Origin of the sequence: Kitasatospora sp. NPDC088351 (genome assembly GCF_040685575.1) — a bacterium.
Taxonomy (GTDB): Bacteria; Actinomycetota; Actinomycetes; order Streptomycetales; family Streptomycetaceae; genus Kitasatospora.
This window is the reverse complement of sequence record NZ_JBFBIL010000031.1, coordinates 39,108-64,178: the sequence shown is the minus strand read 5'-3', so window position 1 is coordinate 64,178 and position 25,071 is coordinate 39,108. Positions and strand designations below refer to the sequence as shown.

Genomic DNA, 25,071 nt, shown 5'->3' with positions numbered 1-25,071 from the left:
GGGCGGAGCCGGGAGCGCACCGGTGTACCTCCCTGGTCGGGGTCCGGACCGCTCCACAGGCTGACGCGTGGCGGCCGGACCGGTCCGTACCGTCGACCCGTGGGCGGCGGAGGGGTTCCGCGGGGGAAGTCCCGGACCTGGAGGGCACAGGCACGGCATGGGTATCGGACACAGGAAGTCGATGGCCCGGGCGGCGGGCATCACGGCGGTCGCGCTCGTGCTCACGGCGGGAACGGTCGGCGCGGCCGGGGCGGTCGGCGCCGCACCGGAGGGGGACGGCGCGAAGCGGTCGGGCGTCAACCGGCTGGAGGGCGTCTGGCGGGCGGACGGGTACGGCACGATCGTCGAGATCCACGGGACCGCCCTCACCACCTACGACGTCACCAGGAACAGTTGCACCCCCGGCGTGACCTCCGCCGAACAGTTCGGCGCGCCCCTGCCCGGCGGCGCCGTCCGCTACGGCACCCCCGGGGAGCCCTTCGCCCAGCTGACCGTCACCCCGCACGGACGCCACCGGGCCGTGTACGCCAAGGACCCGGGCACCGGCACCCGTACGCTGGAACGGCTGCCCGGCGGGCTGCCGGCGCGGTGCGCGCTGCCGGTCCCGGACGATCCCGTCGCGGTGTTCGACAGGTTCTGGGACAGCTTCGAGGAGAACTACCCCTTCTTCGCCGTCAAGGGCGTCGACTGGCACGCCGAGCGGGCGGCGTACCGGCCGACGGTCACCGCGGAGAACCTGGTGGACACGATCATCGCCATGGTCAAACCGCTCCAGGACTCGCACGTCGCCCTGCTCCGTGCGAATCCCGGCGGCGGGTACACCACCTTCTTCAGGGAGATGCGGGACGGCACCGTGGCACCGACCGCGCAGCTGCTGACCACCGTCCTGCCGCCGATCAGCGCCCAGCTGGCCGTCCCCGAGCAGCCGTTCGGGAACGGCCTCCTCGGTGTCGGCGAACTCCCGGACGGCCTCGGCTACCTGCGGGTGAGCGCGTTCGGCGACTACGTCGACCAGGGCGGCCAGCAGGACCAGGAGGCCGAACTCGACAAGGCCGTCGGCGCCCTGCTCGACCGGCCCCGCGCCACGCCCCTGCGCGGGGTGGTGATCGACGCCCGGGTGAACGCCGGCGGCTCGGACGCGCTGGCCGTCCGGCTCGCCTCCCGGTTCACCGACCGGCCGTACCTGGCCTACCGGAAGGTGGCTCGCAACGACCCGGCCGACCCGGCCGCCTTCACCCGGCCCCAGTCGGTCACCGTCCGCCCCGCCCCCGGGGCGACCCGCTTCACCGGGCCCGTGGCCCTGCTCACCTCGGGCTCCACGGTGAGTGCGGGCGAGACCTTCACCCAGGCGATGATGGGCCGCAGCCCGCACATCACCCGGATCGGCGAGAACACCCAGGGAGTCTTCTCGGACGCCCTGGCCCGACGGCTCTCCTCGGACCTCGTACTGCTCCTGCCGAACGAGGAGTTCCTCACCCCGGCCGGCACCACCTTCGACGGACCGGGCATCCCGCCGGACGTCCGGACCCCGGTCTTCACGAAGGAGGAGCTGGCCGGGCTGAAGGACTCCGCCCTGACCGAGGCCCGGCGGCTGCTCACCGCCGGAGCCGGCCACCAATGACCCGTCACATCGGATCCACCGCCCTCAGGGCCTGGCCGGTGGCCGGGTAGAGGTGGGGGCCGGCCGCATCCGCCGGCGGAGCGGGCGGCGGCGCGCTCAACGCAACCATCGACCACACCGGAAGGAGAAGTTCTTCCATCGTGCTGACTTGAAGCCCGCACCGTCCGGCAGGCCCGTCTTTCACGCTACGGTGCGGCGGGATGTCGTGATCGTGATTCTCGTGAGAGGGATGCCTCCGTGACTGGCCGCTTGAAGGTGCCTCGTGTGCTGGTGGTCAACGCCGCCCTTGCCGGTGTGGTCTGGCTGGTCTGGGCCCTCGTCTGGGGCACGGAGTACTTCACCGTGCTCGCGGAGAACTGGCGAGTGGCGTTGACGATGGTCTTCGGCTCCCTCGTGGGCGGCGGGACGAGTGAGGGCGGGGGTGCCATCGCCTTCCCCGTCCTGACCAAGGTCCTGGTCGTTCCCCCGGACCGGGCCAGGATATTCACCTTCGCCATCCAGTCGATCGGTATGTCGGCCGCTTCGCTGTCGATCCTGTTGAACCGGATTCCGATCGAGCGGAAAGTGGTGCTCTACGGTTCTGCTTCCGGGGTGGTCGGTGTCGCGCTGAGCGCGACGCTGCTCGCTCCGCACGTACCACTCCCCGTCGTACGGGCGCTGTTCACCATGCTGCTGGTGGCCCTCGCTCTTGCCCTGGTCGTCCAGCTCGGTCAGCGCGGATACCGCCGCAACGCGAAGATCCCCGCCTGGAGCCAACGTGAGAAGGGCCTTGTCCTGGCGGCGGGCTTCGCTGGCGGGATTGTCAGCGGCGTGGCGGGAGTCGGGGAGAACTGCGTCATGTTCCTCCTGCTGGTCCTGCTCTTCAGGGTGTCCGAGAAGGTCGCCACCCCGACGACCGTGGTCATGATGACGATCGTTTCCGTCGCGGCGTTCCTCACCCACGTGATCCTGCTCGATGACTTCACAGGCCCCGTCGTCGGGTACTGGACGGCGGCGGCGCCGGTGGTCGCCGTCGGCGCTCCGCTGGGGGCGTGGATATGCACCAAGCTCGCGCCTTTCACGATCAGGGCCGTACTCTTCGTCCTGATCGGAGCCGAACTCATCAGCACCGTGCTGCTCGTGCCGTTCACACCGTTCATGGTCGCGGCCAGTGTCGCCACCCTCACGATGTTCACCGTCCTGTGCGTGGCCCTCGTCCGCAACGAGCGCTACGCGATCCTCTCCCCGGAACTCCGCCATGAGGGGTCTCCCGCCCGGGTTTGACCAGCCCGACAGCCGAAGGCTTCGCCGTCCTGACGGAAGACGGAGACCTCGAAGGCCCGGCCGCCGGGAGCCGCCTGGACGGCAGCCTGAGCTGCCGCACCGGGCCACCCCTCGCGACCAACCACGCACATGAGGAGTGGCCGCCATGACGGCGGACCGAATTCACTGCCCGGCCCGCGGCAGCGCTGACACCACCCGGCTCCCGGCTCCCAGCTCCTGGCGCGTCGGCCGTGCGGGAACTGTGCGACCCGGACGGGCGGCGGAACGGCGGGGCGCCGGTTCCGCCGGGGAACCGGCGCCCCGTCAGGGGGTATGTCGGGCTCAGTCCTTGGCCGCGCCGTGGTCCTCGGACTGCTGCCGTGCGCGGCTGAACTCGCCGGCGCCGACCCGGGCGGCGAGGGTGTCGTCGGGGCCGGACAGCAGGGAGCCGTAGCCGGTGGCGGCCCACAGGCTGCGTTCGGCGGGCACCTCGAAGTAGGGGACGGTGCGGCCCTGGTCCCGGACCGCCAGCACCTGCGGCGAGCGGCGGGCGCGCAGGGCCTGGCCGCAGTCCTCGCAGACCGCGACGTCGGCCCGCTCCCGGCGGCCGAGCGGGCGCCAGGTGGTGCGGCGGACGGCGGTGCCGTGCCGGGGGTCGAAGAAGCACAGCGGGAGTCCGGGAGCCGGTGCCAGGGCGGAGCGTCCCTCGGCGGTCAGGGCCAGCACTCCGACCAGGTCGGGGAGGCCCCGGGCGGCGTCCAGTACCCGGCCGGCCGCGTCGTAGGCGTCCAGGGCTCGGCTCAGACCCGGGGTGGCGGCGCCGCCGCCGTGCTCCACGGCCTCGCCGAGGGCGAGCATCTCGGCGGTGGCCTGGCGGCGCAGCCCGGCCTCGTCGGCGGCCTGCTCGGCGGCGAAGACGGCGTCGGGGAAGGTGAAGGCGGTGTGCCGGGGCGAGCGGCGGCGGCGCACCAGGAAGGCGGCGCCGACGGCGGCGAGGACCAGCACCGCGGCGACCACGAGCAGGGTCCCGGGGCCGCGGCCGGAGGAGGAGCCGGAGGCGTTCTCCTTGACCTCGGGCCGGGCCGAGTGCTCCTTGTCGATCCTGGCGGTCTCGGCCTTGTAGACCTCGGTGCCGTTGCCGGCCTTGATCAGTTCCACGGCCTTGGCGACCCGGGCTGCCAGTCCGGCGTCGTTGAGTTCCCTGAGGAAGCCGACGGCGGAGGCGGCGTCGCGGGTCTGATGGGCGTCGGTGGGCCACTCGGTGCCGTTGAGCCACTTCCCGTACTCGTCGGTGCTGATCAGGATCAGCTGCTGCTGGCCGAGCCGCTCCTTGATCACTGCGGCGAGGGTGCGGGAGCTGCCGTCGAAGGCGTCGCCCTTCTTCAGCGGCACCAGCACCACCTTGATCGGCATGCCGGTCGCGGCGATCTGGTCGACCAGGGCCTGTTGCTGGGCGGGGTTGACGGCGGCCGCGTAGGACGGGTCGACGTAGACGGGGCTGGTGGCCAGCGCCTCGGCGATCGTCGTGGCGGTCGGCCCGGTCCCCGCAGTCTCCGCCCGGGCGGGGGTGCCGGTGCCGAGCAGCGCCGTGCAGGCCAGCAGCAGGGCGGCGAGCAGTCCGGCGGCGAGGCCGCGGGAGGCGCCGGTCGGGCGGTCACTGGTCAGTCGGTCACTGGACACTGGCGGACTCCCTGGCCCTGAGGATGAGTGCTTCGAGCCCTTCACGGGCGGCCGGCAGGACCTGCCCGGTCTCGTCCCAGGCGGTCCGGGTGCGGCCGTCCGCCCCGGGCAGGCGCAGCAGCCGTTCGGTGGCCTCCCGTTCGCGGGCGGCCGGGTCGGCGGTGCTGTGGCTGGCGCCGCTGCTGCGGAAGGCGTCCCGGCAGGCGGGGCACAGCTGCGCGGACCTGGGGCCGATGCCGAGGTCGGCGAGCCACCCCGGGACCTTGCCGCCGGTGGCCTCGCCGTGCAGCGGGTTGAGCCGGCAGAGGGTGGGGTGGAGGTGTCCCCGGAGGGCGGCGAGTCCGGCCTGGGCGAGTACCGCGACGGTGGCCAGGTTGCCCGCCTCGGTGGCCTCGTCCGGGTGCTCGTCGCCGGTGTCGGCCAGCAGTTCGGCGGCGTCCAGGCAGTCCCAGGCTCGGGTGCGGCCGGGCGCGGCCTGGTCGGCGGCGGCCAGCCGCCCGGTGAGTTCGCGGACGTCGGCGGCGGCCCAGGCGCGCAGTTGCCGGACGGACGGCAGCGCGGTGGCGTGCCGGGGTCCGGCGTGCTGCTGCGGCGAGGGGTCGGCCGCGGGGGTGCGGCGGGAGTGCAGCACGGCCCGCGCGATGGCGATCACCAGCCAGGCGACCAGCAGCAGCGCGCCCAGCAGCATCGTGCCGAGCACGATCCCGGGCCCGAAGTCGCTGCTGAACAGGCCGGGCAGCCGGTTGTCGCGCAGCGGGGGCAGTTCGGCGTCGCGGGTCGTGGGTCCGTCGTCCCTCCCCGGCTGGGCGGCGGCGACGGCGTCCAGGGTCTGGTTGAGGCGCGGCACCACCTGCAGGTCGCCGTTGTTGCGGTACTCCGGGTAGAGGACGGTGGACGGCAGGCGCAGGAAGCGGCGCGCGGCGTCCTGGTCGGTGCCGAAGGTGTCCAGGTCGATCCGGCCGGACACCGGGTCGATCAGCACGTAGACGCCGTTCTGGCCGGTGCGCTGGTGGACCCGGGCGAGCAGGATGCTGCTGCTGCCGCCGCTCTCGTCGTCGCTGTCGGTCGGCGTGACCAGCACGTGCACCGGGCCCTTGGGCGCGAGTTCGGCGATCCGCTGCCGGATCGCGGGCAGGTCGGCGGCGGTCAGCGCGTCCGCGGTGGACGGGTCCTGGTAGATCGGTCCGGCGGCGAGCCCGGTGGCGACCTCCTCCACCCGGGCGTCCAGGTCGCCCTGGGTGACGTTGAGGTACGGGCTGTCTACGGTCTGCGGGAAGACGGTGGGCGCGGCCAGCACCACCGCGACCGCGGCGGCCACCGCCGCCACCACCGTCACCGGCAGCACGCCGCGTCGGCGGGCGGCGGGCCAGGTGGTGCGGGCCGGGGCCTTCGGCTTCGCCGCGGCCTTGCCCGCGCCTTTGTCCAGGGTGACGGCCGGGGTGACGGCCGGGGTGACGGCCGGGGTCTTGGTCAGGACGACGGCCGGGGCCTTCGAACCGGCGGCCTTCTTCTTCCCGGCCGGCCGCGGCCGGTCGGAGCGGCGGCGGGAGAGCCGGATGCCGAGGGCCAGCACCAGGCCGGGGGTCACCACCACGGCCAGGCCGAGCAGCAGGTTCTGGTTCTGCCGGTCGGTGGAGCTGATGTAGAGGTCGGGCTTGCCGTCCTTGTGGTAGCGGTCGTACAACTCGTCGGCCTTGGCGGCGGCCCGGTCGCGGCCGGAGGCGATCGCGTCGGCGAAGGACTCGAACGCGGCGAGCGGGCCGGCCCCGTACGGGGTGCCGTACAGGGCGATGCGGCGGGCCTCCTCGACCGGGACGTCGACGCCGAACGCGGAGGCGGTGATGCTGCCGTGGTCGCCGATCAGCACGTACAGGCCGTTCTCGCCGAGCCGGTCGCGCACCAGGGCGAGCAGCGCGGCGTCGCCCGCGGGCAGCGCCAGCACGTAGGTGGGCACGCCGGTGCGCTCGGCGAGGGCGGCGATGTCCGGGGCGAGCGAGCGCGGCAGTTCGCGGGGACGGTCGGCCGAGACGTAGACCGGGTTCTTGCGCAGTTCCTCGGCCAGGCGCTCGGACTGGGTCGCGCCATGGGCGAGTTGACCGGCCGGCGCGGCGGTGGCGGACGCCGTGGACGTTGCCGTGGCGTTCGGCGCGGTGCTCGGGCCGGCCGCAACGGCCGTTCCGGCGCTGCCGAGCAGCACGAGGGCCGCGAGCGCCGTACCCGCCAGGGCCCCGAACGTCCCGGTCCGTCTCTGTATCCCTGACAGCGTCCGCATCGGTGCCCTTCCGGTGGTTCGGCCGGTTACTTTACCCGCGCCTGGTCCCGAGCTTCGCCTCGGTGGCGGCCTGCTCGCGCTCGGCGGCTTCCGGGGCCGTTGGTCGGCGCCGGCCCGACGGCAGGCGGCGCACCAGCCGGCGGTGGGCCGGCATCGCCTTCTCCCCTCGGGTCACGCTCCGCCGAGGCGGATGGCTTTGACCAGCAGCAGGATCGCGGCGAGGACGAGGTAGCCGCGCAGGGCGAGCATGCCGAGCCGTAGTGCCGGTGACCATTGGACGGGCTTGAGCAGGGCCAGTGGGGGCATCCGCCAGGCAAGCTTCTCGGCCGCCGGCATCGCGGGTGCCGGAGCCCGGGCCGGGGCGCCGGAGCGCCGACGGGCGATCCGCAGGCCGGCGGCCGCCGCGATGAGCGCGACGACCAGGGCTACGGCGAGCCAGGTGGTCAGGGTCTTGACGTCGATGTGGGGGAAGAGCGTGGCGGTCATCAGGGTGGCGGAGAGCAGGAGCAGGACGGCGATGATGAGGGCGGCGAGGAGGTTGAGCCAGCGGGGGTTGACCCAGGGACCGAGGACTTCGGGGTCGTTGCAGAGCAGGAGGAGGAAGACGCTGGCGGAGGGCAGGAGGAGTCCGGCGAGGGCCTGGACGGCTTCGGTGATGACTCCCAGCGGGGCGCCGGGGATGAGGACGACGGCGGCGGCGAGCAGCACCATCAGGCTGTAGGAGGCGTAGAACGTCTTCGCCTCGCCGAAGCCGCGGTGGAGCGAGTGCCTCAGGTTGAAGACGTCGCCGAAGGCGTAGCTGGTGGCGAGGGTGACGGCGGCGGCACCGATGATGCTGGCGTCCATGAGGACGACGGCGAACATGACGCCGAGTGCGCGGCTGTGCTGTTCGAGGGCGTGGGCGACGCCGGCGGCGTCGGTGAAGTTGCCTGCGAAGCTTGTGCCGCGGGCGGCGTAGTCGGCGATCATGACGAGGGCGGCCGCTCCGACGACTACCACGACCGATCCGATGACGGTGTCCGCGCGTTCGTAGCCGATGAAGCGCGGGGTGATGCGCTTGTCGATGACGTTGGACTGCTGGAAGAAGAGCTGCCAGGGGGCCACGGTGGTGCCGACGATCGCGATGACCAGCAGGACCGCGTCACCCGTGATGCCGCCCTGGATTCCGGGGACGACGAAGTGGTGGGCGGCCTGGCCCCACTTCGGCCCGGAAAGCAGGGTGAGCGGGACGAGCAGCAGGCTGACGGCGATGAGGGCGAACATGGCGCGTTCCCAGCGGCGGAAGGAACCGCTCGCGGTGACGGCGATCAGCAGGAGGGCGGAGAGCGGCACCACCCAGTATGTGGAGGCACCGAGGTACTCGGCGGCCAGCGAGATGCCGATGAACTCGGTGACGATGGTGAGGAAGTTGAGGACGAACAGGTCGCCGACGCTGAACCAGCCCCAGAACCTGCCGAAGCGTTCGTTGATCAGGCGGGCGTGGCCGACGCCGGTGACGGCGCCGAGGCGTACCACCATCTCCTGGTTGACGACCAGGACCGGGACGAGCAGCAGCAGGACCCAGAGCAGGGAGTAGCCGTAGTTCTGGCCGGCCTGGGCGTAGGTGGCGACACCGCCGGCGTCGTTGTCGCCGACCATGACGATGATGCCGGGCCCGAGAACGGCCAGCAGGGTGAGTGTGCGGGTCTTGAGGCTCGGGCGTTCTTCGGTGTGGTCTCGGGGGATCCGGCCGAACGCGCCTTCGATGTCGCCGAGGTGGGCTTCGTCCAGGACCGCGCTGGGCCGTGGTGCATCCGGCTTTCTGGGTACCGGCCTCGCGGGTGCGGGCGCGGAATCGGGTGCTGCCGGTGCCGGTGGCCGTCTGGCCGGTCGGGGCGCGGGAGGGGTGGGTTCTCTCGGCGCGGTGGGGTGCGCGTCCTCGTGCTTCGGCGGGGGTTGGGCGGGGCCCTTCGCGGGGCTCTTCGCGGGGGCGTGTGCGGGGCGGTCGGCACGGTCGTTGTGGTCCGGGGGGTTCTGGGGGTTCTGGGGGTTCTGGGGTGCCGTCATCCGTCGAGGTCCGTGGTGTTCATGGCCTCGCTCGGCTCGTCGTCGCTTCGGCGGGCGGGGTGCGGGGCGGGCTCGCGCCGGCGCCAGTCCTCGGGGATGACGGTTTCCAGGATGTCGTCGACGGTGATGACGCCGAGGATCTGGTCCCGGTGGTCGACGACCGGCACCGTGAGGAGGTTGTAGTCGGTCATCAGCAGGGCGACATCCTCGACGTCGGTGTCCGGGAGCACCCTGACCGGTTCGGTGGTCATGACCTCTTCCAGGCGGGTGTCCGGGTCGGCTTGCACCAGGGCGACCAGGGGCGCGGTGCCGATCAGCCGGTTTCCGTCCCGGACGACGTGGACGCTGGTCAGGGCCTCGGGCTGCAGGTTGCGGGCCGCCCGGACAAGGCCGAGCACCTCGGTGACAGTGGCGTCCGGGCGCGCACTGAGGATGTCGAGGGCCATCAGACCGCCGGCACTGGACGGGTTGAAGCCCATCAGGGTCAGGACCTTCGCGCGCTGGCCGGCCGGCAGGGCGTCGAGTACCGGCTGTCGGCGTCTCTGCGGAAGGTCGTTGATCGCGTCGGCGGCGTCGTCGGCGCGCATCCGGCCCAGCACCTCGGCGATCTCGCGGTCGCTCTTCTCCGCGAGCAGGCGCGTCTGCGAGTCGGGCTCCAACTCCTCGAAGACGTCCGCCTCCAGCTCGGGATCGGCGTGGACGGTCTGCAGGATCTCGTGGGATTCGGTGCGGTTGGCGTCCTCCAGCAGGTCCGCCAGGTCGGCCGGCTTGAGCCGGGCCAAACGCCCGGACGGGCCGCGCACGCGTGCCGACTGAGCGTGGCCGATAAGTGGTTCAAAGGACATCCAGTCCCGCCACCGCGGCCGGCTCCCACCGGCGAGGAACCCGAACGGGCGGGCGCGGCGCGGGTGGGTGTCCAGGCGGTCGACGACCCAGCCGTCCGGCCGCCGGCGCAACTCCAGGTCATGTGCCCGGACGAGTTCGGCCTCGGCGACGTCGATCACCCGGTGCCCGAGGACGTCGGCGCGCAGCAGAACCTCCCCTTCACGCCGTTCGAACGGACGAAGGTCCACAACCTCGCTGGTGAGCCGGATCTGCTCGCCGCCGAAGGCCGCGACCTGCTCGACGGGCAGGAAAACCTCGCGCCGGCCGACCCGCACGACCAGCCCGGCGACCAGGGGGTGATCGCGCCCGCGCAGGCGGACGATCACATCGGACAGGCGGCCCACGGCCGCGCCGCCACGCCCCACCAGCGGGCGGCGCAGCAGTTGGGAGAGAGACACGACGGGGTCCACGCCACGACGCTAACCAGGCGTCGGCGATGGCCCGTGGGACGCACCGGGTGGGGCCGGCACCCGGCCCCAATGGCCCAGCCTGCCGGGGCCAAGGCGGGTCGTGCGGGAGTCAGGGGCACGGCAACCGACCGCGTCGGTGGGCTCGCTCGACGAGCTTCCGGGCCAGGCCGTCGGTGAGGTCGAAGTGCCGTTCGAGCCATACGGCGTCGTGACCGTGGGTGGCGAACACCCACGCGGTGCAGAGACGGTTCATGGACGGCGCGTCGGTCTCCGGCAGGAGCCGGCGAAGCTCCTGTTCGGGGAAGTCCTCCATGGACGGCGCCGCGAACCAGGCCTCCGCCGGGTCGCGGTCGAGCTGCCGGGTGTGGTGGCGGGAACGAGCCCGGCGCACGAGGGCCGACGCCGCCAGAACGCCGAGAACGGCGACCGCGGCTCCGCCGAGCGCCGCAGCGACGACGGGCCGGGCCCCGGCAGGCGACACGCCGATGGCGGCGATGGCCGCCACGGCCACGACGGCGGCGGTGAACGCCGCCATGCCCTCGCCGGTCCGCAGGTGGGGTATCGCCCGCATACGGACCACCTTCCCTCTCCTTCATTGTGACGCGGCCGCCGACCGTGGTGCTGAAGGCGCTGTTACCGGCGACCCGGACCGGCGGCGGGCGGGCCCGCAAGGCGGAGCCCGGAGCCGGGCCCGCCGACGGGATCCCAGGGTTCTGGGATGGGAAGGGGCGCGGCCGGCCAGCAGAATTGGCATAGACCACAGGCTCCGCCCGCAGGAACGCCCGTCCGACCGGAGGCACGAATGCTGCGCAGACTCACCTGGATCCTCGCTCTTCCGGCCCTTGTGCTCACCCTGGTGACGGGCCCGGCGGTCACACCGGCCGGCGCCGCCACCGAGCACGAGTTCCTGCAGGGGTACGGCCAGTTGGTACCGCTGCCGGCTCCCGTGACGCCTCCCCAGCAGTGCACCTCACGACGGCTGTACCTGGACGCCGGAACCTACGCCTGGAGCCTCAACACCCCGGGCGGCAACGCGCCCGCCCTGGACGTCCAGCTGTCGTCCGGCTCGTACATCTGGACCGTCTGCGTGTACCCGCGCGCCAGCGTCTACGGAGCGTTCACCCGGCTCACCCCGGAGGACGGCGGGCCGTACCTCGAACGGAGCACCACGTTCGAGGTCACCTTCACGTACACCTACGTGTGGGAGTCCATGCTCTACCGCTGGCAGGGCGTCCCGCGTCCCCCGCGCACCATGTGACGGCATGACGGCATGACGGCACCGGTACCCCTGGTACTCCAGCAGGACTTTGCCGCGTGACCCGGGGCGATGCGGGCGGGCTGGAGCACAGCCGGGGTGCGGGGCATCGAGGGGCGGCTTCCCGTGGGCCGCCCCTCGGTCGCGTGACAGCGCCTTCGGTCATGACGGCTTCGGGGAAGCCTCCCGATGTGATCACCGAGAGCGCCGCCGGGATGTGGAACCGCGCACCGGACGATCTCCTCCTGGACATCGGGCACCGCTTCCGCCGAGTCGAACCCCGCCGCCGCATGCGCGACCGCATGCGAGGCCTGCCGGCACCGGTGGGCCGCAAGAGCAGCCGGCAACTGGCCGAGCACGCCGGCGCCCAGCGGGACGCGGACGAGATCCGCGACGACCTGCGGTCATTCGTTGCCGTCCGGCGGTTTGGTGGCGGTGTTCGTGCGGCACGGACGGCCGGTGCCGCGACGTCCGGCCTGTCGCACGCGGCCGACCGCACGCTCCAGCGGCACACGGTCGTGCTCGCCCGCGAGGCGGAGATGGTGCTGCCCCAGATGCGCCGCGACGGCGCCGGCCTCGCCTCGAACGGCAAGCCATGGCAAAGGGTTGACATTTGACACGCCTTGATCAAGGATCAATTGCACCGGGAGACGAACCATTCAGGCGGGATAATTCACCTGGGGGGGGCTGGCTTGTCGTGCGACACGGGGGCTGACAATGGCGCTTCCGTCTCCCCGAAGTCACCGGTGTCGCGGCGCCGAAAGGCGCCCGGCCGGCCGTGCCCCGGGACCGGGTGAATTTCCTGGATTCGTTCGAGACAAAGGAGTTCATGTGCCTACTACCCTCATTGCCGAGGAAACCGTGCAGGACCTCGACCTCATGGACCTCGACCTGGACATCCAGACGGCGATCACCGGTGGTGCCGACGCCCCGCTGCGGCCCGAGATGTTCACCTTCATCACCTGTGACACCGGCGGCGCCACGGGCACCTCCTGTGGCTTCACCAACCACTGCAACCCGATGTGCTGCTAGCCGGAACGGCCATGCCCCTTCCCGCGGCTCCACCGCGGGAAGGGGCGGTGACGCCGTTCGAGGTCCACTGCCTCGGATTCCGTTTCGCCGCCGGATCTCCTCTTCGCGGATGCCGGCGGCGGTCGGCCTTCTTCATGGAAGCGAGATTCTTCCGGCATGCCCAGCCAAAGCCATTTCTCGGCCGCCGAACCGATATTCATCAGGTCCGCGGCACTTCCGGCTGACACTTTTGACGGCATGCTCGCCAGGCTCGGTACGGGCGATTCACCGACCGAAGAGATGCTCACGGATTACATCAGCGAGCTGTCGACCCGCGCCGAACTGCGGGAGGCGATCGCGGTGTCGAGCCCCGATCTGACCGCCGAGCTCGACCGGATCGCCGACGGGACCCGGCTCAGCCGCAAGCGGCTGGTCCGCACCGCCGTCTCACTGACCCGCTACGCGCGGCGCATCACCGGCCGCCCGACCCCGTTCGGCCTGTTCGCCGGGGTGTCGACCGTCCCGGCCCGGCCGGCAAACGGATCGGCCGTCAAGTCCGCCCGCCCCGACGCGGGCTGGTTCGACGGGCTGGCCGCGAAGTGGCTCAGGGCGCCGCACGTGCGGCACTCGCTGCGGGTGGTGGTCAACAACCTGTGCTTCGTCCGGGGAGACCGGCTGGTGCTTCCGCACCTGCGGGCCCGCGGGGACGACGCCGCGGACATCACCGGGACACAGCAGGCGACGCAGGAACTGTCCATGCGCTGCACGCCGTTGCTGTCCTGGGTCCGCTCGGCCGCGGCCCGCCCGGTGCCCTACCCGGACCTGCTGGCCGCGGCCGAAACCGCCTTCCCGCGCCTGGGCCGCACGCACCTCGACACGTTCCTGGGAGTGCTGGCGCACCACGAGGTGCTCCTCACCGAGTTCGCCGCGACCTCGCTCGACGACCCCGGCCTGGCCTCGCTGGAGCAGGCCCTGCCCGAATCCTCCGAGGAGAGGGCGCAGTTGAGCGCGGTGCGCTCCGCCCTGGCCGACTACCGCGCCACCGCCCCGGGCGAGGGGACGGACGCGTACCGCCGGCTGGTCCGGGTGTCCGCCCGCGCGCACCCGTCGAAGACGGTCTCTGCGCAGGTCGACCTGCGGATGGACACGGACGCGCGACTGCCCGGGGCGGTGCTGCGGGAGGCGGAACGGTACGGCGCGGTCATGTGGTCGCTGTCGGCGCCGAGCGGGGCCTTCGCCCACATGCGGGGCTACCGGCAGGCCTTCCTGGACACCTACGGGCAGCACGGCGCGGTCCGCCTGGAGGAACTGGTGGATCCTCACCGCGGCCTCGGCTACCCCGCCACCTACCTGCACCCGCGGACCAGTACCGACTTCCCCGCCGGGCAGCGCCCCAAGCAGTCGCCGGCGGAGAGCGCCCGCGTGCGGGCGCTGGCGGACGTGCTCCAGCGGGGGCTGTCCGCCGAGCGGCGGGAGGTCGTACTCACCGACGACGACATCCGCAGGCTCGGCGTCGACACCGAAACGCCGCCGCCGGCCTCCCTCGAACTCTGCTTCCAGCTGGTGGCGCGCAGCCGGGCGGACCTGGCGGCCGGGGACTTCACGCTGGTGACCACGCCGACCACGGGCACCCTCACCGCCGGTGCGATGGCCGGGCGGTTCGCCGACCTCGCCGGCGCGTCCGAGGACCTCGGCCGGCTGCTGGCCGGCGACGGGCAGGCGCTGGCCGCCCAGGTGGACTTCGTCCCGGTGCTGCCCCGCGCTTTGAACGTCATGCAGGTGCCGCGGATGCTCCCCCATTCCATCCCGGTCGGGACCTTCGACGATCCGGCCGGCCCCGGCCGCATCGACTGGCGCGACCTGGTCGTCGCCGCGGACGGGGACCGGCTGCGCCTGTACTGGGAGAGGACCGGGCAGGAGGTGCGCCCGGTGATCCCGCACGTGCTGTCGCTCGGGACCGCCGCGCCCAACCTGGTCCGCTTCCTCGGTGAACTGGCGTACTGCGGGGAGGAGAAGATCTGGCAGGCGTGGAACTGGGGGCCGTTCGAGCACCTTCCGGTGCTGCCCCGGGTACGGCTCGGGCGGGTCGTCGTCTCGCCGCTGAGCTGGCAGCCCGGCCCCGGGCTGCGCGAGCACGCCGAGCACGGCCGGGACTGGCCGCGGGCGGTGGAGACATGGCGGCGCGAGCTGCGGGTCGACGACCGGGTGAGCGTCGGCCACCGCGACCAGGTGTGCGAACTCGACCTGAGCAGCGGGTTCCAGCGGGAGATGCTGCGCCGCGAGGTGCTGCGCGAGGGGGTGACGATCACCGAGAGCCCGCACGCGCAGGCCGACGCGTTCGGCTGGCTCGGCGGGCACGGCAACGAGATCCTCGTGCCCCTGCGCGCCGCGGCGCCCGCCCCCGGCCCCGTACCCGCGCTGGACCCGCAGCGGGTCGCCAACAGCGCCGTGCGGCCCGTGCACCAGCCGGGTGGCGAGTGGGCGTTCGTCGAGCTCCACGCCCTGCCGGAGGCGCACGAGGCACTGATCACCCGTCACATACCCGCGCTGCTGGACCGGTTCGGCGCAGCGGTCGACCGCTGGTTCTTCATGCGCTACCGGCAGTCGGGCGACCACGTCCGGTTCCGGGTGCACGGCCCGGCCGAGCGGATCGCCGCCACCGTCTGGCCGCAACTGCTGAGCGGGTGCGGCGAGTTGAAGGCGTCCTGGCTGATCAGGGACTTCCGCGTCTCCGGCTACGGGCAGGAGACCTCCCGGTACGGCGGCGTCGAAGGCGTCGCACGGGCGGAGGAGTGGTTCTGCGCGGACAGCCTGGCGGCGGTCGGCCTGCTCACCGCCCTCGGCGGCCGCGGCGCGGGGGCCGACAAGGCCGAGGTACTGCTCGCCGGGTACGTCCACCTGCTGGACTCCCTGGGCCCGTGGGACTGGTGCGCGTGGGTGGGCCGCGTGGCGCCCAGGAGCCCGGGTGCCGCACGGCCGCGCGACGAAGTCCGGGCCGCCGAACGGCTCCTGATACCCGGTCGGGCCAGGGAACTGCTGGCGGGGATCCTTCCCGATCCGTACCGTCCGGCTCTTGCCCGGATCGCCGCCGCGGCAGGCCGGTTCGGCGAGCTGGTGCTGCCGGGAATCGGCCGGGAAGGCGGCCGGGGATGGCAGGACGCGGCCGTGGCGAGCCTGCTCCACATGCATCACAACCGGCTGTACGGCATCGACCCGGCCGGGGAACTCGCCGGCCTGGCCCTGCTGGGGCAGGCCGCCCGGGCCCACCGCGGCCGGCTGGCCCACCAGGCCCAGGGCCAGGACCGGCGGCCCGCACACGTCCCGGAAAGGAACCGCACGTGACCACCACCACGGCACCGCCCACGTACCGCGAGCAGGCCCTGGCCCTGGCCGAGGAGCTGGCCGGCCAGCTGCGGGACCCGGCGTCGCTGCCCCAGGCCGATCACGGAACCGGGCCGGACGAGCGGTGGAAGGTCTCGTCGCTGGCCAGCGGCCACGCGGGCATCGCCCTGCTGTTCAGCGAACGGAGCCTGCGCGATCCGGCGGAGCGGCTGACCGCGCACCGGTACGCGTCGCTGGCGGCGGCCAGTCTGGAAACCCAGCCGGCACCGCACCACGGTCTGCTCTACGAGGTCGCGGGCCTCGGCTTCGCCCTCCATCTGGCCAGCCAGGCCGGCGGCGGCTACGGCCGGGCCCTGGCCGCGCTCGACGCCAGGGCCGGTGCGGCCGCCTCCGCGCTGTCCCGGCTGGTGGACACCGTGCCGCTCGGCCCGATGGCCCGCTACGACGTCCTCGACGGCCTGGCCGGTCTGGGCCGCTACCTGCTGCTGCGCGGCCTCGGCGGATCCGCCGACATGGAGCAGCTGCTCACCTCCCTGGTCGGCATGACCGGCCCGGCCGACCACCACGGGCAGCGGGTGCCGCGCTACTGGTCCGTCACCCCGCCCAACTGGCATCCGGCCACCGACCCGGCACTGGTCGACCACGGCCACCTCAACCTCGGCCTCGCCCACGGCATCGCCGGCCCGCTCGCCCTGCTCGCCATCGCCCACCGGCACGGCGCCGTCGTCGACGGCCAGCGCGAGGCCGTCGAGTCGCTGGTGGCGCTCCTCGACCGGTTCCAGGACACCGACGAGTACGGGCCGTTCTGGCCGCCGACGGTCTCCCTGTCCGCCTTCGGCAACGCCGAACCGGGCCGCGCCCGGGGCCGGACCGCCTGGTGCTACGGCGCGCCCGGCATCTCGCGGGCACTGCAGATCGCCGGCCAGGCCATGGGCCGCGCGGACTGGCTGGAGCAGGCCCACGCCTCGATCGCGCCCCTCACCCGCCTGCCGCTGGAGTCGTTCGGGACGGAACACTGGTCGCTGTGCCACGGCTGGTCCGGAGTGCTGCACCTGCTCGGGTACTTCACCGACGGCCCGCACGCGGCACCGGTGCGCGGGCTGCGCGACACCATCGCCGGACGGATCATCGAGGAGTTCGAGGCCGACGGCCCCCCGCGCCTGCAGCTCGGCTACGACGGCCTGGCCGGCGGCAGCCACCCGGCGGGCTTCCTCGAAGGAACGGCCGGCCTGGCCCTCGCCCTCAACCACTACGCCCGCCCGGAGGAGTCACTGCCCTGGGACATCGCCCTGCTGCTGAACTGACCGACCACATGGGGAACCACATGCGCACCCACCCCGGCGCCGGACGACCGGCCCCCGCGCCCGGCGACCACGACGCCCCGCACGACGGCGAGACCATCCGGATCGGCGAAGCCCGGCTGACGGTCCCGCAGTTCCTGCGCGCGGTGGCGGCCCAGCTGGACCACGCCGACACCGCCGCGGACCCCGAGCTGCGGCCCGTCGCCGAGTGCTTCCTCGGCGCCGGGCTGACAGCGCTGCGCGCCGCGGCCGAACCGCGGACCTGGCTCGAATACCGGCTCGTCCCCGGGCCGGACGGCGCGACGCCCGCGCTGTACGAGGGCCTGCTGCACACCGTGCGCGAACTGCTCGCGGCCCGGTGGATCGACGACTTCTTCTTCGTCCACAAGACACCCGGACTGCGCGTCCGTTTCGACACCTGCGCGGCGTACCGCGCGCAGACCCAGGACAGACTCGCCCGGGCGTGGGAGGACTGGCGGGCGGCCGGCCTGCTCACCGAGGTCCGGCCCGCCGTCTACGAGCCGGAGCAGCACCTGTTCGGCGGGCCGCGGTCGATGCGCGGCGTGCACCGGGTCTTCACGGCCGACTCCCTTCTGTGGCTGAGCCACCTGTCGCTGCCGACGCCGCCCGCCCCCGGCTGGGCCCTGTCCCTGGCGGCGACCCGGGTCCTGCTGGAGCGGCTGGGCGTCGCCGACTTCGAGGACCGGGACGTCTGGGACCGGCTGCGCCGACAGCTCGGCCGCAGATTCGAGGCGGAGCCGCCGGCCGACTGGCCCGCCCTGTCGGCCCGGCTGAACCTGCTCTGGCACTCGCCGCAGCAGCTGGCCGCACTGCGCGCCCCGGTGATCGAGCCGGCGTTCGACGCGTTCCAGGAGTCCGTCGCGCGGGCGTGCGACACCTGGCACGAGGAGTACTTCGGCAGTCCCGGCGCACGGGTCGGCCCGCGGGAGGCCGCCGCCCTCCTGACCGTCTTCCACTGGAACCGCGCCCGCATGCCGAAGAACTGGCAGGTGGGCATCACCGAGGCGCTTGCCCAGGGCCCGTCAGAGGAGAGCCAGCCGTGACCACCCGGCCACACGAAACGCCCACGACCGGCGACGCGTTCGGCGCGCTGGTCCGCGACTGCTGGGAGCACGGCGGCGTCCAGGAAGTCCTGGAGCGGGACGACGGCCGGCTCTACCGCTCCCCCGCCTCGATGTACTTCAGCACCGCCGACGCCTGGCCGGACGTCGACCGGGAACTGCTGCGCCGCGTCCGCGGCCCGGTCCTCGACATCGGGTGCGGAGCGGGGCGCACGCTGGCCGAACTCCGGGCCCGCGGCCACGAGGCCCTGGGCGTCGACCCGTCACCGGGCGCGGTCCGGCTCTGCCTCGACCGCGGGCTTCCCGCGGTGCGCGGCACGGCGGCCGACCTCGGCCCCGTCGACGGCCGGTTCGGCACCATCGTGATGACGGGCAACGGGCTGGGGTTCCTGGAGAGCAGGGAGCAGGCCCCCCGGGTTCTCGCGGAACTCGCCAGGGTGGCCGCGGCGGGGGCCTCGCTGCTGGGCACCACCTTCGACCCGGCCCGCCTGACCACGCCCGCGGAGAACCGCTACCGCGAACACAATGCCGCGCGCGGCCGGCTGCCCGGGCAGTGGCGGATCAGGGTCCACCACGCCGGCCTGGCGACGGAATGGTTCGATTACGCCTTCCTCTCCCCCGCCGAGCTGGAGGAACTCGTCACCGGCTCCCCGTGGCGCGTTCATGAGATCCACCACGGCGACTTCCACTATCTGGCGCACCTCGTCCTGCGGTGAACCGCGGGCTCGGCGCCCTCGCCCGCAAGGGTCCCGGTCTCAACTGGTGGAGCCGTGGAGGAGATCAGGCCGCGCGGCGAGGGAGCGGGCGCGGCGGGGCGGGGTGGGACGGCGGGGGCTGTGGGCCAAAGGTCAGCGCACGGTCACGGTGAACACGGGAGAGACGGTGTCACCGCTGACGATGCGCAGCTCGTTCAGGCCCTTGAGTCCGAGCTTCACGCCGAGCGAGTAGGAGCCGTCGCGGGCCGTGGGCGCGGAGGCCGGCAGAGTGACCCACGTGCCGTGCTGCTTCTGCTGCAGGGTCACCTTGCTTCCCGCCGTGAGGCCGGTGGTCGTGCCGGTGACACGGAACAGTTGCCATGCCTGGACGGACGAGACCGACGGCCTGGCGGTGATGCCGGCGTGCGCGGCGGCTCGCTGCGAGGCGGACGCGGGGTGGGCGACCGGGGTGGCTGCCATGGCGGTGCCCGCCAGCCCGAGGGAGAGCACGCTGAGGGTGGTCACGGCGGCCAGGCGCAGGGAGTTCCGCTTGGAGACGATCACAGGTACACCTCTTTCGAAGGGGAGGTGGTTGTTTACCCGAAGGCACGGTCGGTCGGTGCGATCCGGGCTCTGTCATCCGTAGGGACGCTCCGCTCCACGCACAGGTTGCGAGCGGACCGTCACTTCCTTGTAACAGCCTGCGATGCTTCGAGGTCCCCAGCACCCAGCGCGCTTCGGTGCGGGGTGCCTGTTTCCGCCGGCGTGGAGGGCGCGGCGTTCTGTTTCAGAAGTCAGCTGGGTTCGTTGCGGGTGGTGCCGCGGGCGCTGTGGGCGCGTGAGCGGCAGCGCGGGGAGCAGTGAAGGCGGCGCCGGCATCCTGCGCGGGGATTTTCGGGGCCCTGAACCCAGTCTTCGCATGGACCGCCCCCCGGCAGTCGCCGCGGCCGTCCTCTTTCTCGCATGCGACGAGAGCGGCTTCTGTGCCGGCATGGACCTGAGCGTCGACGGCGGCCTGGCTCAGATCCGAGGCCGGAATCCGTCGGCCCGGGGAATCCCGGGTTCGATCGGCCGCTGGACTCGCCGAACGTCCTCTGGCCGGCCCGCCTGCAGGTTCACCGGGGCTTGGGGACTTACCTTCGAGGCGTTCCGCTGCCCGCCGTCGGGGTGAAACGACGGGACCCCGCCAGGGAATTCGTTTCGCTGCACGGAATGCGCTGTCCGCTCACATAAATTAACCCACCGGGTTGCACCCTTTCCAGTATCCCCAATCCCCCGGCGGGTGTAACGGGGTCGTCCATCCGCTTGAGGAGACCGTTTCCGGACCGGTCTTGGACCACACCCGCCCGTGCCGCTGGGGACGCGCAGAAGGAACGATGGTCATGAATGCGAACTCCTCTCCGCCGGTCCGGCGCTCGCGTACGGCGTGCCTGGCCGCCGTCGTCGTCGCCGGAGCACTGGGACTGCTCAGCGCGTGCGGCGGATCGTCACAGCCCGGACCCGCCGGCACGCTGAGTCCCGGGCCCGGCCAGACCCTGCCGGGATTTCCCGGTGCCTCCGGAACGGGCGGCACGGTCAGCGCACCGGCAGTCACGCCCTCGGTCTCACCCACCAGCAGCCAGCCGTCCGTTCCAGCGGCCGCCAACGCGGTGACGATCAAGAACTTTGCGTTCTCCCCGGCCACGCTGACGGTCAAGGCGGGCACGACGGTGACCTGGACCAACACCGACTCCGACGCTCACACCGTCACCAGTAAGCAGGGGTCGGGCGGGCCGCTGCAGTCGGCGGCCCTGGCCACCAACGACACCTACAGCTACACGTTCACCGCACCCGGCACCTACGCCTACTACTGCACCATCCACCCGTTCATGACCGCCACCGTGGAGGTGACGCCATGACCGGGCAGACACCCGACTCCGGCGGTGACGGCGAGCACGGCATGACCCGCCGGCAGCTCATCCGGCACTCCGCCTGGTTCGGTGGGGTCGTGGTCCTGACAGTCACCGCAGGAGAGGTGATCAGTCATATCCCCGGTTCGGCGAGCGTGGCCCCGGCAAGCAGCGCAGACCTGCGTTTCGTGCAGGTCTCCGACAGCCACATCGGCTTCCAGGGCCCGGCCAACACGGACGTCACCGGGACGTTCGCCGCAGCGATCAACCAGGTCAACTCCCTCGGGTTCCGGCCCGACTTCGTCATGCACAGCGGCGACCTGACGCACCTTTCCACCCCCGCCCAGTTCGACCAGGTCAAGCAGATGCTGTCGCAGCTGGACACGGACCGGGTCTTCACCGTGCCGGGCGAACACGACTCGATCGGAGACAACGGACCACTCGCCTACCGACAGACCTTCGGCAAGAACACCCTCGGCGACGGCTGGTACAGCTTCGACACCCACGGTGTGCACTTCATCGCGCTGGTCAACACCCTGCACCTGGAACAGCTCGGCCACTTGGGCAACGACCAGATCGACTTCGTGCGCAAGGACATCGCCGGCCTGTCGTCGGACACCCCCATCGTCGTCTTCAGTCACATCCCGTTGTTCGCGATGTATCCGACGTGGGGCTGGGGCACCGACGACGCGGTGCAGGTGCTGTCGATGCTGCGCCGCTTCTCCTCGGTCACGTGCCTCAACGGGCACGTCCACCAGCTGTTCAGCAAGACCGAGGGAAACATCACCTTCCACTCGGCCCGCCCCACCTGCTACCCGTTCCCCAAACCCGGCCAGGGCCCCGCACCGCTCCCACAGGTGCTGCCCGCCGGACGCCTCAAGGACGCGCTCGGCATCCGCACCGTCAACTACTGGCAGGGCAACCACGCGCTGGCCGTCAAGGACGAGAAACTCGTATGAACACCCGGAGCCTGCCAGCCCTCGCACTGCGCCTGCTGCTCGCCGCCACGCTCGCGGCAAGCGGATACATCCACGCCCAGCTCTACATCGACGGATACCGCTTCGTCCACATCATCGGCTCGCTGTTCCTGCTGCAGGCCAGCACCGCCTTCGCGGTGGCCGCACTCCTGCTGCTGGCGGCACCCCTGCTCCTTCGAATCGCCGCCGCCGCGATCGCCGTCGGCTCGCTCGCCGGGTTCACCGCATCCCGCACCATCGGATTGTTCGGGTTCTCCGAGCAGGGCCTGCGACCCGCCCCGCAGGCCCTGCTCAGCCTCATCGCCGAGACGCTCACCCTGCTGATCGTCGTGGCCTGGCAGGCATCCGGGGTCGCGGCGGCAAAATCGACAGCGGGGGCGGCCGGGCACGCGGAGGGCCCCGCTCACCCCGCCGGCCACCGACGGCTCCACGACATCCTGTGGCTTCTCCTGCCCGTGGCGGTGATGGTCGGCCTCTACTGGTACGGCCGGGTACACACCCCCGACTACGAGACCAGCCTCTTCGGGAACCGCGGCGACGACGCGAGACTGCTGAAAGCCCAACTGGGATCCGCGCTCCTGGGCCTGGCGCTGATCCAGCTCCTTCTCGCCCTGTGGATCTACGGCCGCCTGCCCGCACTGCGAACCGCACCGCACAAGGTCCGCACCACGCACCGCCTCGTCGGCCTGACCGCCTTCCTCCTCTCCCTGCCCATCGCCCGGCACTGCATCACCGCCTACGGCGTCCAACTGACCGACCCCCGCGTGGCACTGCATTCGCTCACCGGCTGCTTCCTCTACGGGGCCTTCGTCGCCAAGGTCATCGTGGTCCGGCACCGCCGCTGGCCCGGCTGGGCACTCCCCCTAGCCGGCGGTACCCTCGTCACCGCGATCGCCCTGATCTGGTACGCCGCCCCCTTCTGGTACCTGAACGACTTCCAGGCACCCGGCCTGTGAGCAGAACGTGAGGCGTCCCTCCCGACGGCCGGCAGCGGGTTCCCGGGCGGCGGGGCCCAGTTCGCCCCGCGCCGGATTCGCCACCGCCGGCACCCCGCCCGAGGAGGCCGAGCCGGCGGCAGCCGCCGAACCCACGGATCGAGGTCACAAGTGCGTCACAGGCACTTTCCCTCACGGTGACCTGCCGAAATGCTTCGCCCGTGACGTTTCCCATCTCCCGTCAGCTGGCCAGGCGGCTGCTCGCCGTACTGCTCACCCCCTTCGTCCTCCTCGCGCTTCGGGCGGGTGATCCCGGCGCCCTGGCCGGGCTCCCGCTCGGCGTCGGGCTCGGCCTGCTGCTCCCCGACGTGTGGTGCCTGCTGTTCGCCCGGGCGGCCGGCGCGCGACTGATGGTCGTCCGCTACGGCCGCGGCCGCCTGCTGGCCTCCACCGCCGTGGCAGGCGTTCCCGTCGAGATCGGCCTGGTACCCGCCGCCGAGCTGACGCTCTCCCTCAACCTCGTGTCCGCCCCGCGGCTGCGCCTGCGGCTGTGGCTGCACTCGGCCGTGCTGCTCGCCGTCCAGCTCGGTCTCGGGGCACTGCTCACGGCGCGCCCGGAGGGCTTCGCCCGGGGGCTGGGGATCGCCCTGCTGGTGACCACCGTCATCAGCAACCTGCGCTACCAGGCCGGTCCGTTGGCCCCGCTGTGGGCCGCGCTCGGCATCACGCTGCGGCGCGACCTGCTCGAACCGCAGCTGCGCCACCCCGACCTGCTGCGGGCCGAACGGCAACTGGTCCGGGGCCGGATCGGCGCGGCCCGCCGACTGCTCGACCTGGTACCCGAATCGCCCCTGCCGAGCGCCACCGAGGTGGGCGTCCTGCTCGCAGAAGGCCGCTACGATCAGGCCTCCGCCGGTGCCCGGGAACTGCTGCACGCCCACCAGGCACCCTGCCACCCGATCGGCTACCAGCTGCTGGCCGCGGCCGCCGTGGCCGCCGGGGAGGCCGGCGAACTGCCCCCGGAGGAGGTCCGGCACCGAGTCGCCCTGGCGCTCATCGGCCTCGGTGGCGACGGCTCCGAGCCCGACCCGCGCATCATGCACCGGTACGCGCAGACCGCCGCCGACGCCGAACTGCTCGACGGCCGCCCCGAGCAGGCCGCCCGGCTGGCCAAGCGCTGGAGCAGCACCGCCGGTTCGCCCTTCTGGCGCGCCGACGCCTGCTGCACCCTGGCCGCCGCGCTCACCGCCCTCGGCCGCTACGAGCAGGCCCGCACCGCTCTCGCCCGGGCCCGCGCCCAGTGCCCCGAACTGGCCCGCACCGCCCGTCTGGAGACGCGCCTGAAAGCGGCGGAGCGGGCCGCGGTTCCCGCCCGCTGAACGAGCGGGGCCCGGCAGGAATGAACTCATCAGCAATCCTTCAGGGCCGGGCTGGGCGACACCTCGTCCTCGTCCAGCAGGACGGTCCACCGGCCCCCGGTGAGGGCCAGGCAGCGCAGGTCGGGACACTTGAAGACGGCCACGCCCGCGCGGAGTGCCGGCCAAACCCGCTCGATCGACCTGCCGCCCTTGTGCGATCTCGATCGGTGCGTCGTGGTGCCGGGCCTCATCTCCGGAGCCGTCGTCACATTCGTCCCCGGCTGCCACGCCGCGCTCCACCGGCAGTCCCGGCGGTAGCCGCCGCTGACCCCGGGCGGCGCTTCGGTCACAGGTTCGCGAGCAGATTGTGGAGGGGAGCGGGCACCCGGTCGGGGTCGAGGGCCTCGGCCAGGAGGCGGCCGTAGCGGATCTTGCGGCCCTTCTTCGTGCCGAGGAAGCGCCGCATCTGCCGCTGCGGGGGCCGGCCCTGGTGGGCGGGCTGGCGCACGAAGGTCTGCCAGGCCTGGAGGTCGCCCTCGGCCTGGACGATCTCCTCAACCCGTGCCACGCCCAGCGCGCGGATGAGTTCGTCCTCCAGGTCCGCCGCACACACGAAGAACCCCTGACGCGGCGCGCGGGCCTTCTCAAGACCGCGGTCGTAGAAGCGCTGCTCGCCCTCGTCACACAGTCCGGCGAGGCGCAGACCCAGCCCCGGCGGCCCGAGGAGGCCGGCGTAGCGGCCGACGCTCATCGCTCCGCCCATGGGTATGACGCACACCCCTTCGGCGGGCAGGTCCCGGCCGTAGCGCGCGGCCAGCGTCTCGACGGCCGCGAGGTCGCTCGGCCCTTCCAGCAGCACCGCGGTCCGCACGCGCAGTCGTGCGGCCAGCTCACTCGCCGGCCCGCCGGGGCTGCCCGCCGCCCAGCTGGTGACCGCATCCCGGAACGCTCGCATGTCCGCCATGGGGCGATTTTGCTCCTGTTCGGGCAGGCGCGGCACGGATTTTTCGTCGGCCGCGCTCCGGGGGCTTCGCGTGAGGGGGGAGAGCGGCTCCGGCCGTTTTTTCGGG

General features: G+C 72.7%; 21 protein-coding genes. 13 read left to right on the top strand and 8 right to left on the bottom strand.

Going from position 1 to position 25,071, the window contains the following annotated elements:
• Positions 1–157: 157 nt before the first annotated feature.
• A complete protein-coding gene (locus tag AB0P06_RS21885; protein WP_363609744.1) occupies positions 158–1,621 on the top strand; it encodes a S41 family peptidase in 1,464 nt (487 codons plus the stop codon).
• Between the two features lie 255 nt (positions 1,622–1,876).
• Positions 1,877–2,884: a sulfite exporter TauE/SafE family protein gene (locus AB0P06_RS21880; RefSeq protein WP_363609803.1), complete on the top strand. Its 1,008-nt coding sequence runs from the start codon at positions 1,877–1,879 to the stop codon at positions 2,882–2,884.
• Between the two features lie 321 nt (positions 2,885–3,205).
• On the opposite strand, the gene AB0P06_RS21875 is transcribed toward AB0P06_RS21880, so the two are convergent.
• The 6 genes from AB0P06_RS21875 to AB0P06_RS21850 form a co-directional block, all read right to left on the bottom strand.
• Positions 3,206–4,543 carry a hypothetical protein gene (locus AB0P06_RS21875; RefSeq protein ID WP_363609742.1) on the bottom strand — a complete coding sequence of 446 codons (1,338 nt, stop codon included), beginning with the start codon at positions 4,541–4,543 and terminating at the stop codon, positions 3,206–3,208.
• Complete coding sequence (locus AB0P06_RS21870; RefSeq protein ID WP_363609740.1) at positions 4,533–6,815, bottom strand: hypothetical protein; 2,283 nt, start codon at positions 6,813–6,815, stop codon at positions 4,533–4,535. Before AB0P06_RS21870 ends, AB0P06_RS21875 begins: the two co-directional genes overlap by 11 nt.
• A gap of 31 nt (positions 6,816–6,846) precedes the next feature.
• On the bottom strand, positions 6,847–6,969 hold the full coding sequence (locus AB0P06_RS21865) for a hypothetical protein (protein WP_363609738.1): 123 nt from the start codon (positions 6,967–6,969) through the stop codon (positions 6,847–6,849).
• Between the two features lie 17 nt (positions 6,970–6,986).
• On the bottom strand, positions 6,987–8,453 hold the full coding sequence (locus tag AB0P06_RS21860) for a divalent metal cation transporter (RefSeq protein ID WP_363609736.1): 1,467 nt from the start codon (positions 8,451–8,453) through the stop codon (positions 6,987–6,989).
• A 404-nt stretch (positions 8,454–8,857) separates the two neighbouring features.
• Complete coding sequence (locus AB0P06_RS21855; protein ID WP_363609734.1) at positions 8,858–10,156, bottom strand: CBS domain-containing protein; 1,299 nt, start codon at positions 10,154–10,156, stop codon at positions 8,858–8,860.
• 109 nt (positions 10,157–10,265) lie between these two features.
• Positions 10,266–10,727, bottom strand: coding sequence for a hypothetical protein (locus AB0P06_RS21850; RefSeq protein WP_363609732.1), 462 nt, complete (start codon positions 10,725–10,727; stop codon positions 10,266–10,268).
• Positions 10,728–10,958: 231 nt separating this feature from the next.
• Between AB0P06_RS21850 and AB0P06_RS21845 the strand changes: the two genes are divergently transcribed.
• The 7 genes from AB0P06_RS21845 to AB0P06_RS21815 all read left to right on the top strand — a co-directional run bounded on the left by AB0P06_RS21845 (position 10,959) and on the right by AB0P06_RS21815 (position 18,863).
• On the top strand, positions 10,959–11,414 hold the full coding sequence (locus AB0P06_RS21845; RefSeq protein WP_363609730.1) for a hypothetical protein: 456 nt from the start codon (positions 10,959–10,961) through the stop codon (positions 11,412–11,414).
• Positions 11,415–11,602: 188 nt separating this feature from the next.
• A complete protein-coding gene (locus tag AB0P06_RS21840) occupies positions 11,603–12,028 on the top strand; it encodes a hypothetical protein (protein ID WP_363609728.1) in 426 nt (141 codons plus the stop codon).
• 214 nt (positions 12,029–12,242) lie between these two features.
• Positions 12,243–12,443, top strand: a complete 201-nt coding sequence (locus tag AB0P06_RS21835; RefSeq protein ID WP_363609726.1) for a hypothetical protein — start codon at positions 12,243–12,245, stop codon at positions 12,441–12,443.
• Between the two features lie 279 nt (positions 12,444–12,722).
• On the top strand, positions 12,723–15,764 hold the full coding sequence (locus AB0P06_RS21830) for a lantibiotic dehydratase (protein ID WP_363609724.1): 3,042 nt from the start codon (positions 12,723–12,725) through the stop codon (positions 15,762–15,764).
• Positions 15,761–17,068 carry a lanthionine synthetase C family protein gene (locus tag AB0P06_RS21825; RefSeq protein ID WP_363609722.1) on the top strand — a complete coding sequence of 436 codons (1,308 nt, stop codon included), beginning with the start codon at positions 15,761–15,763 and terminating at the stop codon, positions 17,066–17,068. Before AB0P06_RS21830 ends, AB0P06_RS21825 begins: the two co-directional genes overlap by 4 nt.
• A 20-nt stretch (positions 17,069–17,088) precedes the next feature.
• The gene (locus tag AB0P06_RS21820) at positions 17,089–18,129 is read left to right on the top strand and encodes a thiopeptide-type bacteriocin biosynthesis protein (RefSeq protein WP_363609720.1); all 1,041 of its coding nucleotides are present in this window, start codon (positions 17,089–17,091) and stop codon (positions 18,127–18,129) included.
• Entirely contained in the window at positions 18,126–18,863 is a 738-nt protein-coding gene (locus AB0P06_RS21815) for a class I SAM-dependent methyltransferase (protein WP_363609718.1), read from the top strand. The genes AB0P06_RS21820 and AB0P06_RS21815 overlap by 4 nt, the downstream gene beginning before the upstream one ends.
• Positions 18,864–18,995: 132 nt before the next feature.
• On the opposite strand, the gene AB0P06_RS21810 is transcribed toward AB0P06_RS21815, so the two are convergent.
• A complete protein-coding gene (locus tag AB0P06_RS21810) occupies positions 18,996–19,406 on the bottom strand; it encodes a hypothetical protein (protein WP_363609716.1) in 411 nt (136 codons plus the stop codon).
• Positions 19,407–20,224: 818 nt separating this feature from the next.
• Here AB0P06_RS21810 and AB0P06_RS21805 point away from each other — a divergent pair.
• From AB0P06_RS21805 to AB0P06_RS21790, 4 genes are all read left to right on the top strand, one after another.
• Positions 20,225–20,740: a cupredoxin family copper-binding protein gene (locus AB0P06_RS21805; RefSeq protein WP_363609714.1), complete on the top strand. Its 516-nt coding sequence runs from the start codon at positions 20,225–20,227 to the stop codon at positions 20,738–20,740.
• Complete coding sequence (locus AB0P06_RS21800) at positions 20,737–21,690, top strand: metallophosphoesterase (protein ID WP_363609712.1); 954 nt, start codon at positions 20,737–20,739, stop codon at positions 21,688–21,690. Before AB0P06_RS21805 ends, AB0P06_RS21800 begins: the two co-directional genes overlap by 4 nt.
• Positions 21,687–22,664 carry a DUF6529 family protein gene (locus AB0P06_RS21795; protein ID WP_363609710.1) on the top strand — a complete coding sequence of 326 codons (978 nt, stop codon included), beginning with the start codon at positions 21,687–21,689 and terminating at the stop codon, positions 22,662–22,664. Before AB0P06_RS21800 ends, AB0P06_RS21795 begins: the two co-directional genes overlap by 4 nt.
• A gap of 200 nt (positions 22,665–22,864) precedes the next feature.
• A complete protein-coding gene (locus tag AB0P06_RS21790; RefSeq protein ID WP_363609708.1) occupies positions 22,865–24,022 on the top strand; it encodes a hypothetical protein in 1,158 nt (385 codons plus the stop codon).
• 325 nt (positions 24,023–24,347) lie between these two features.
• Here the strand turns inward: AB0P06_RS21790 and AB0P06_RS21785 are convergent, their stop codons facing one another.
• Positions 24,348–24,965 (bottom strand): TOPRIM nucleotidyl transferase/hydrolase domain-containing protein, encoded by a 618-nt coding sequence (locus tag AB0P06_RS21785; protein ID WP_363609706.1) that lies wholly within the window; start codon positions 24,963–24,965, stop codon positions 24,348–24,350.
• Between the last annotated feature and the right edge of the window lie 106 nt (positions 24,966–25,071).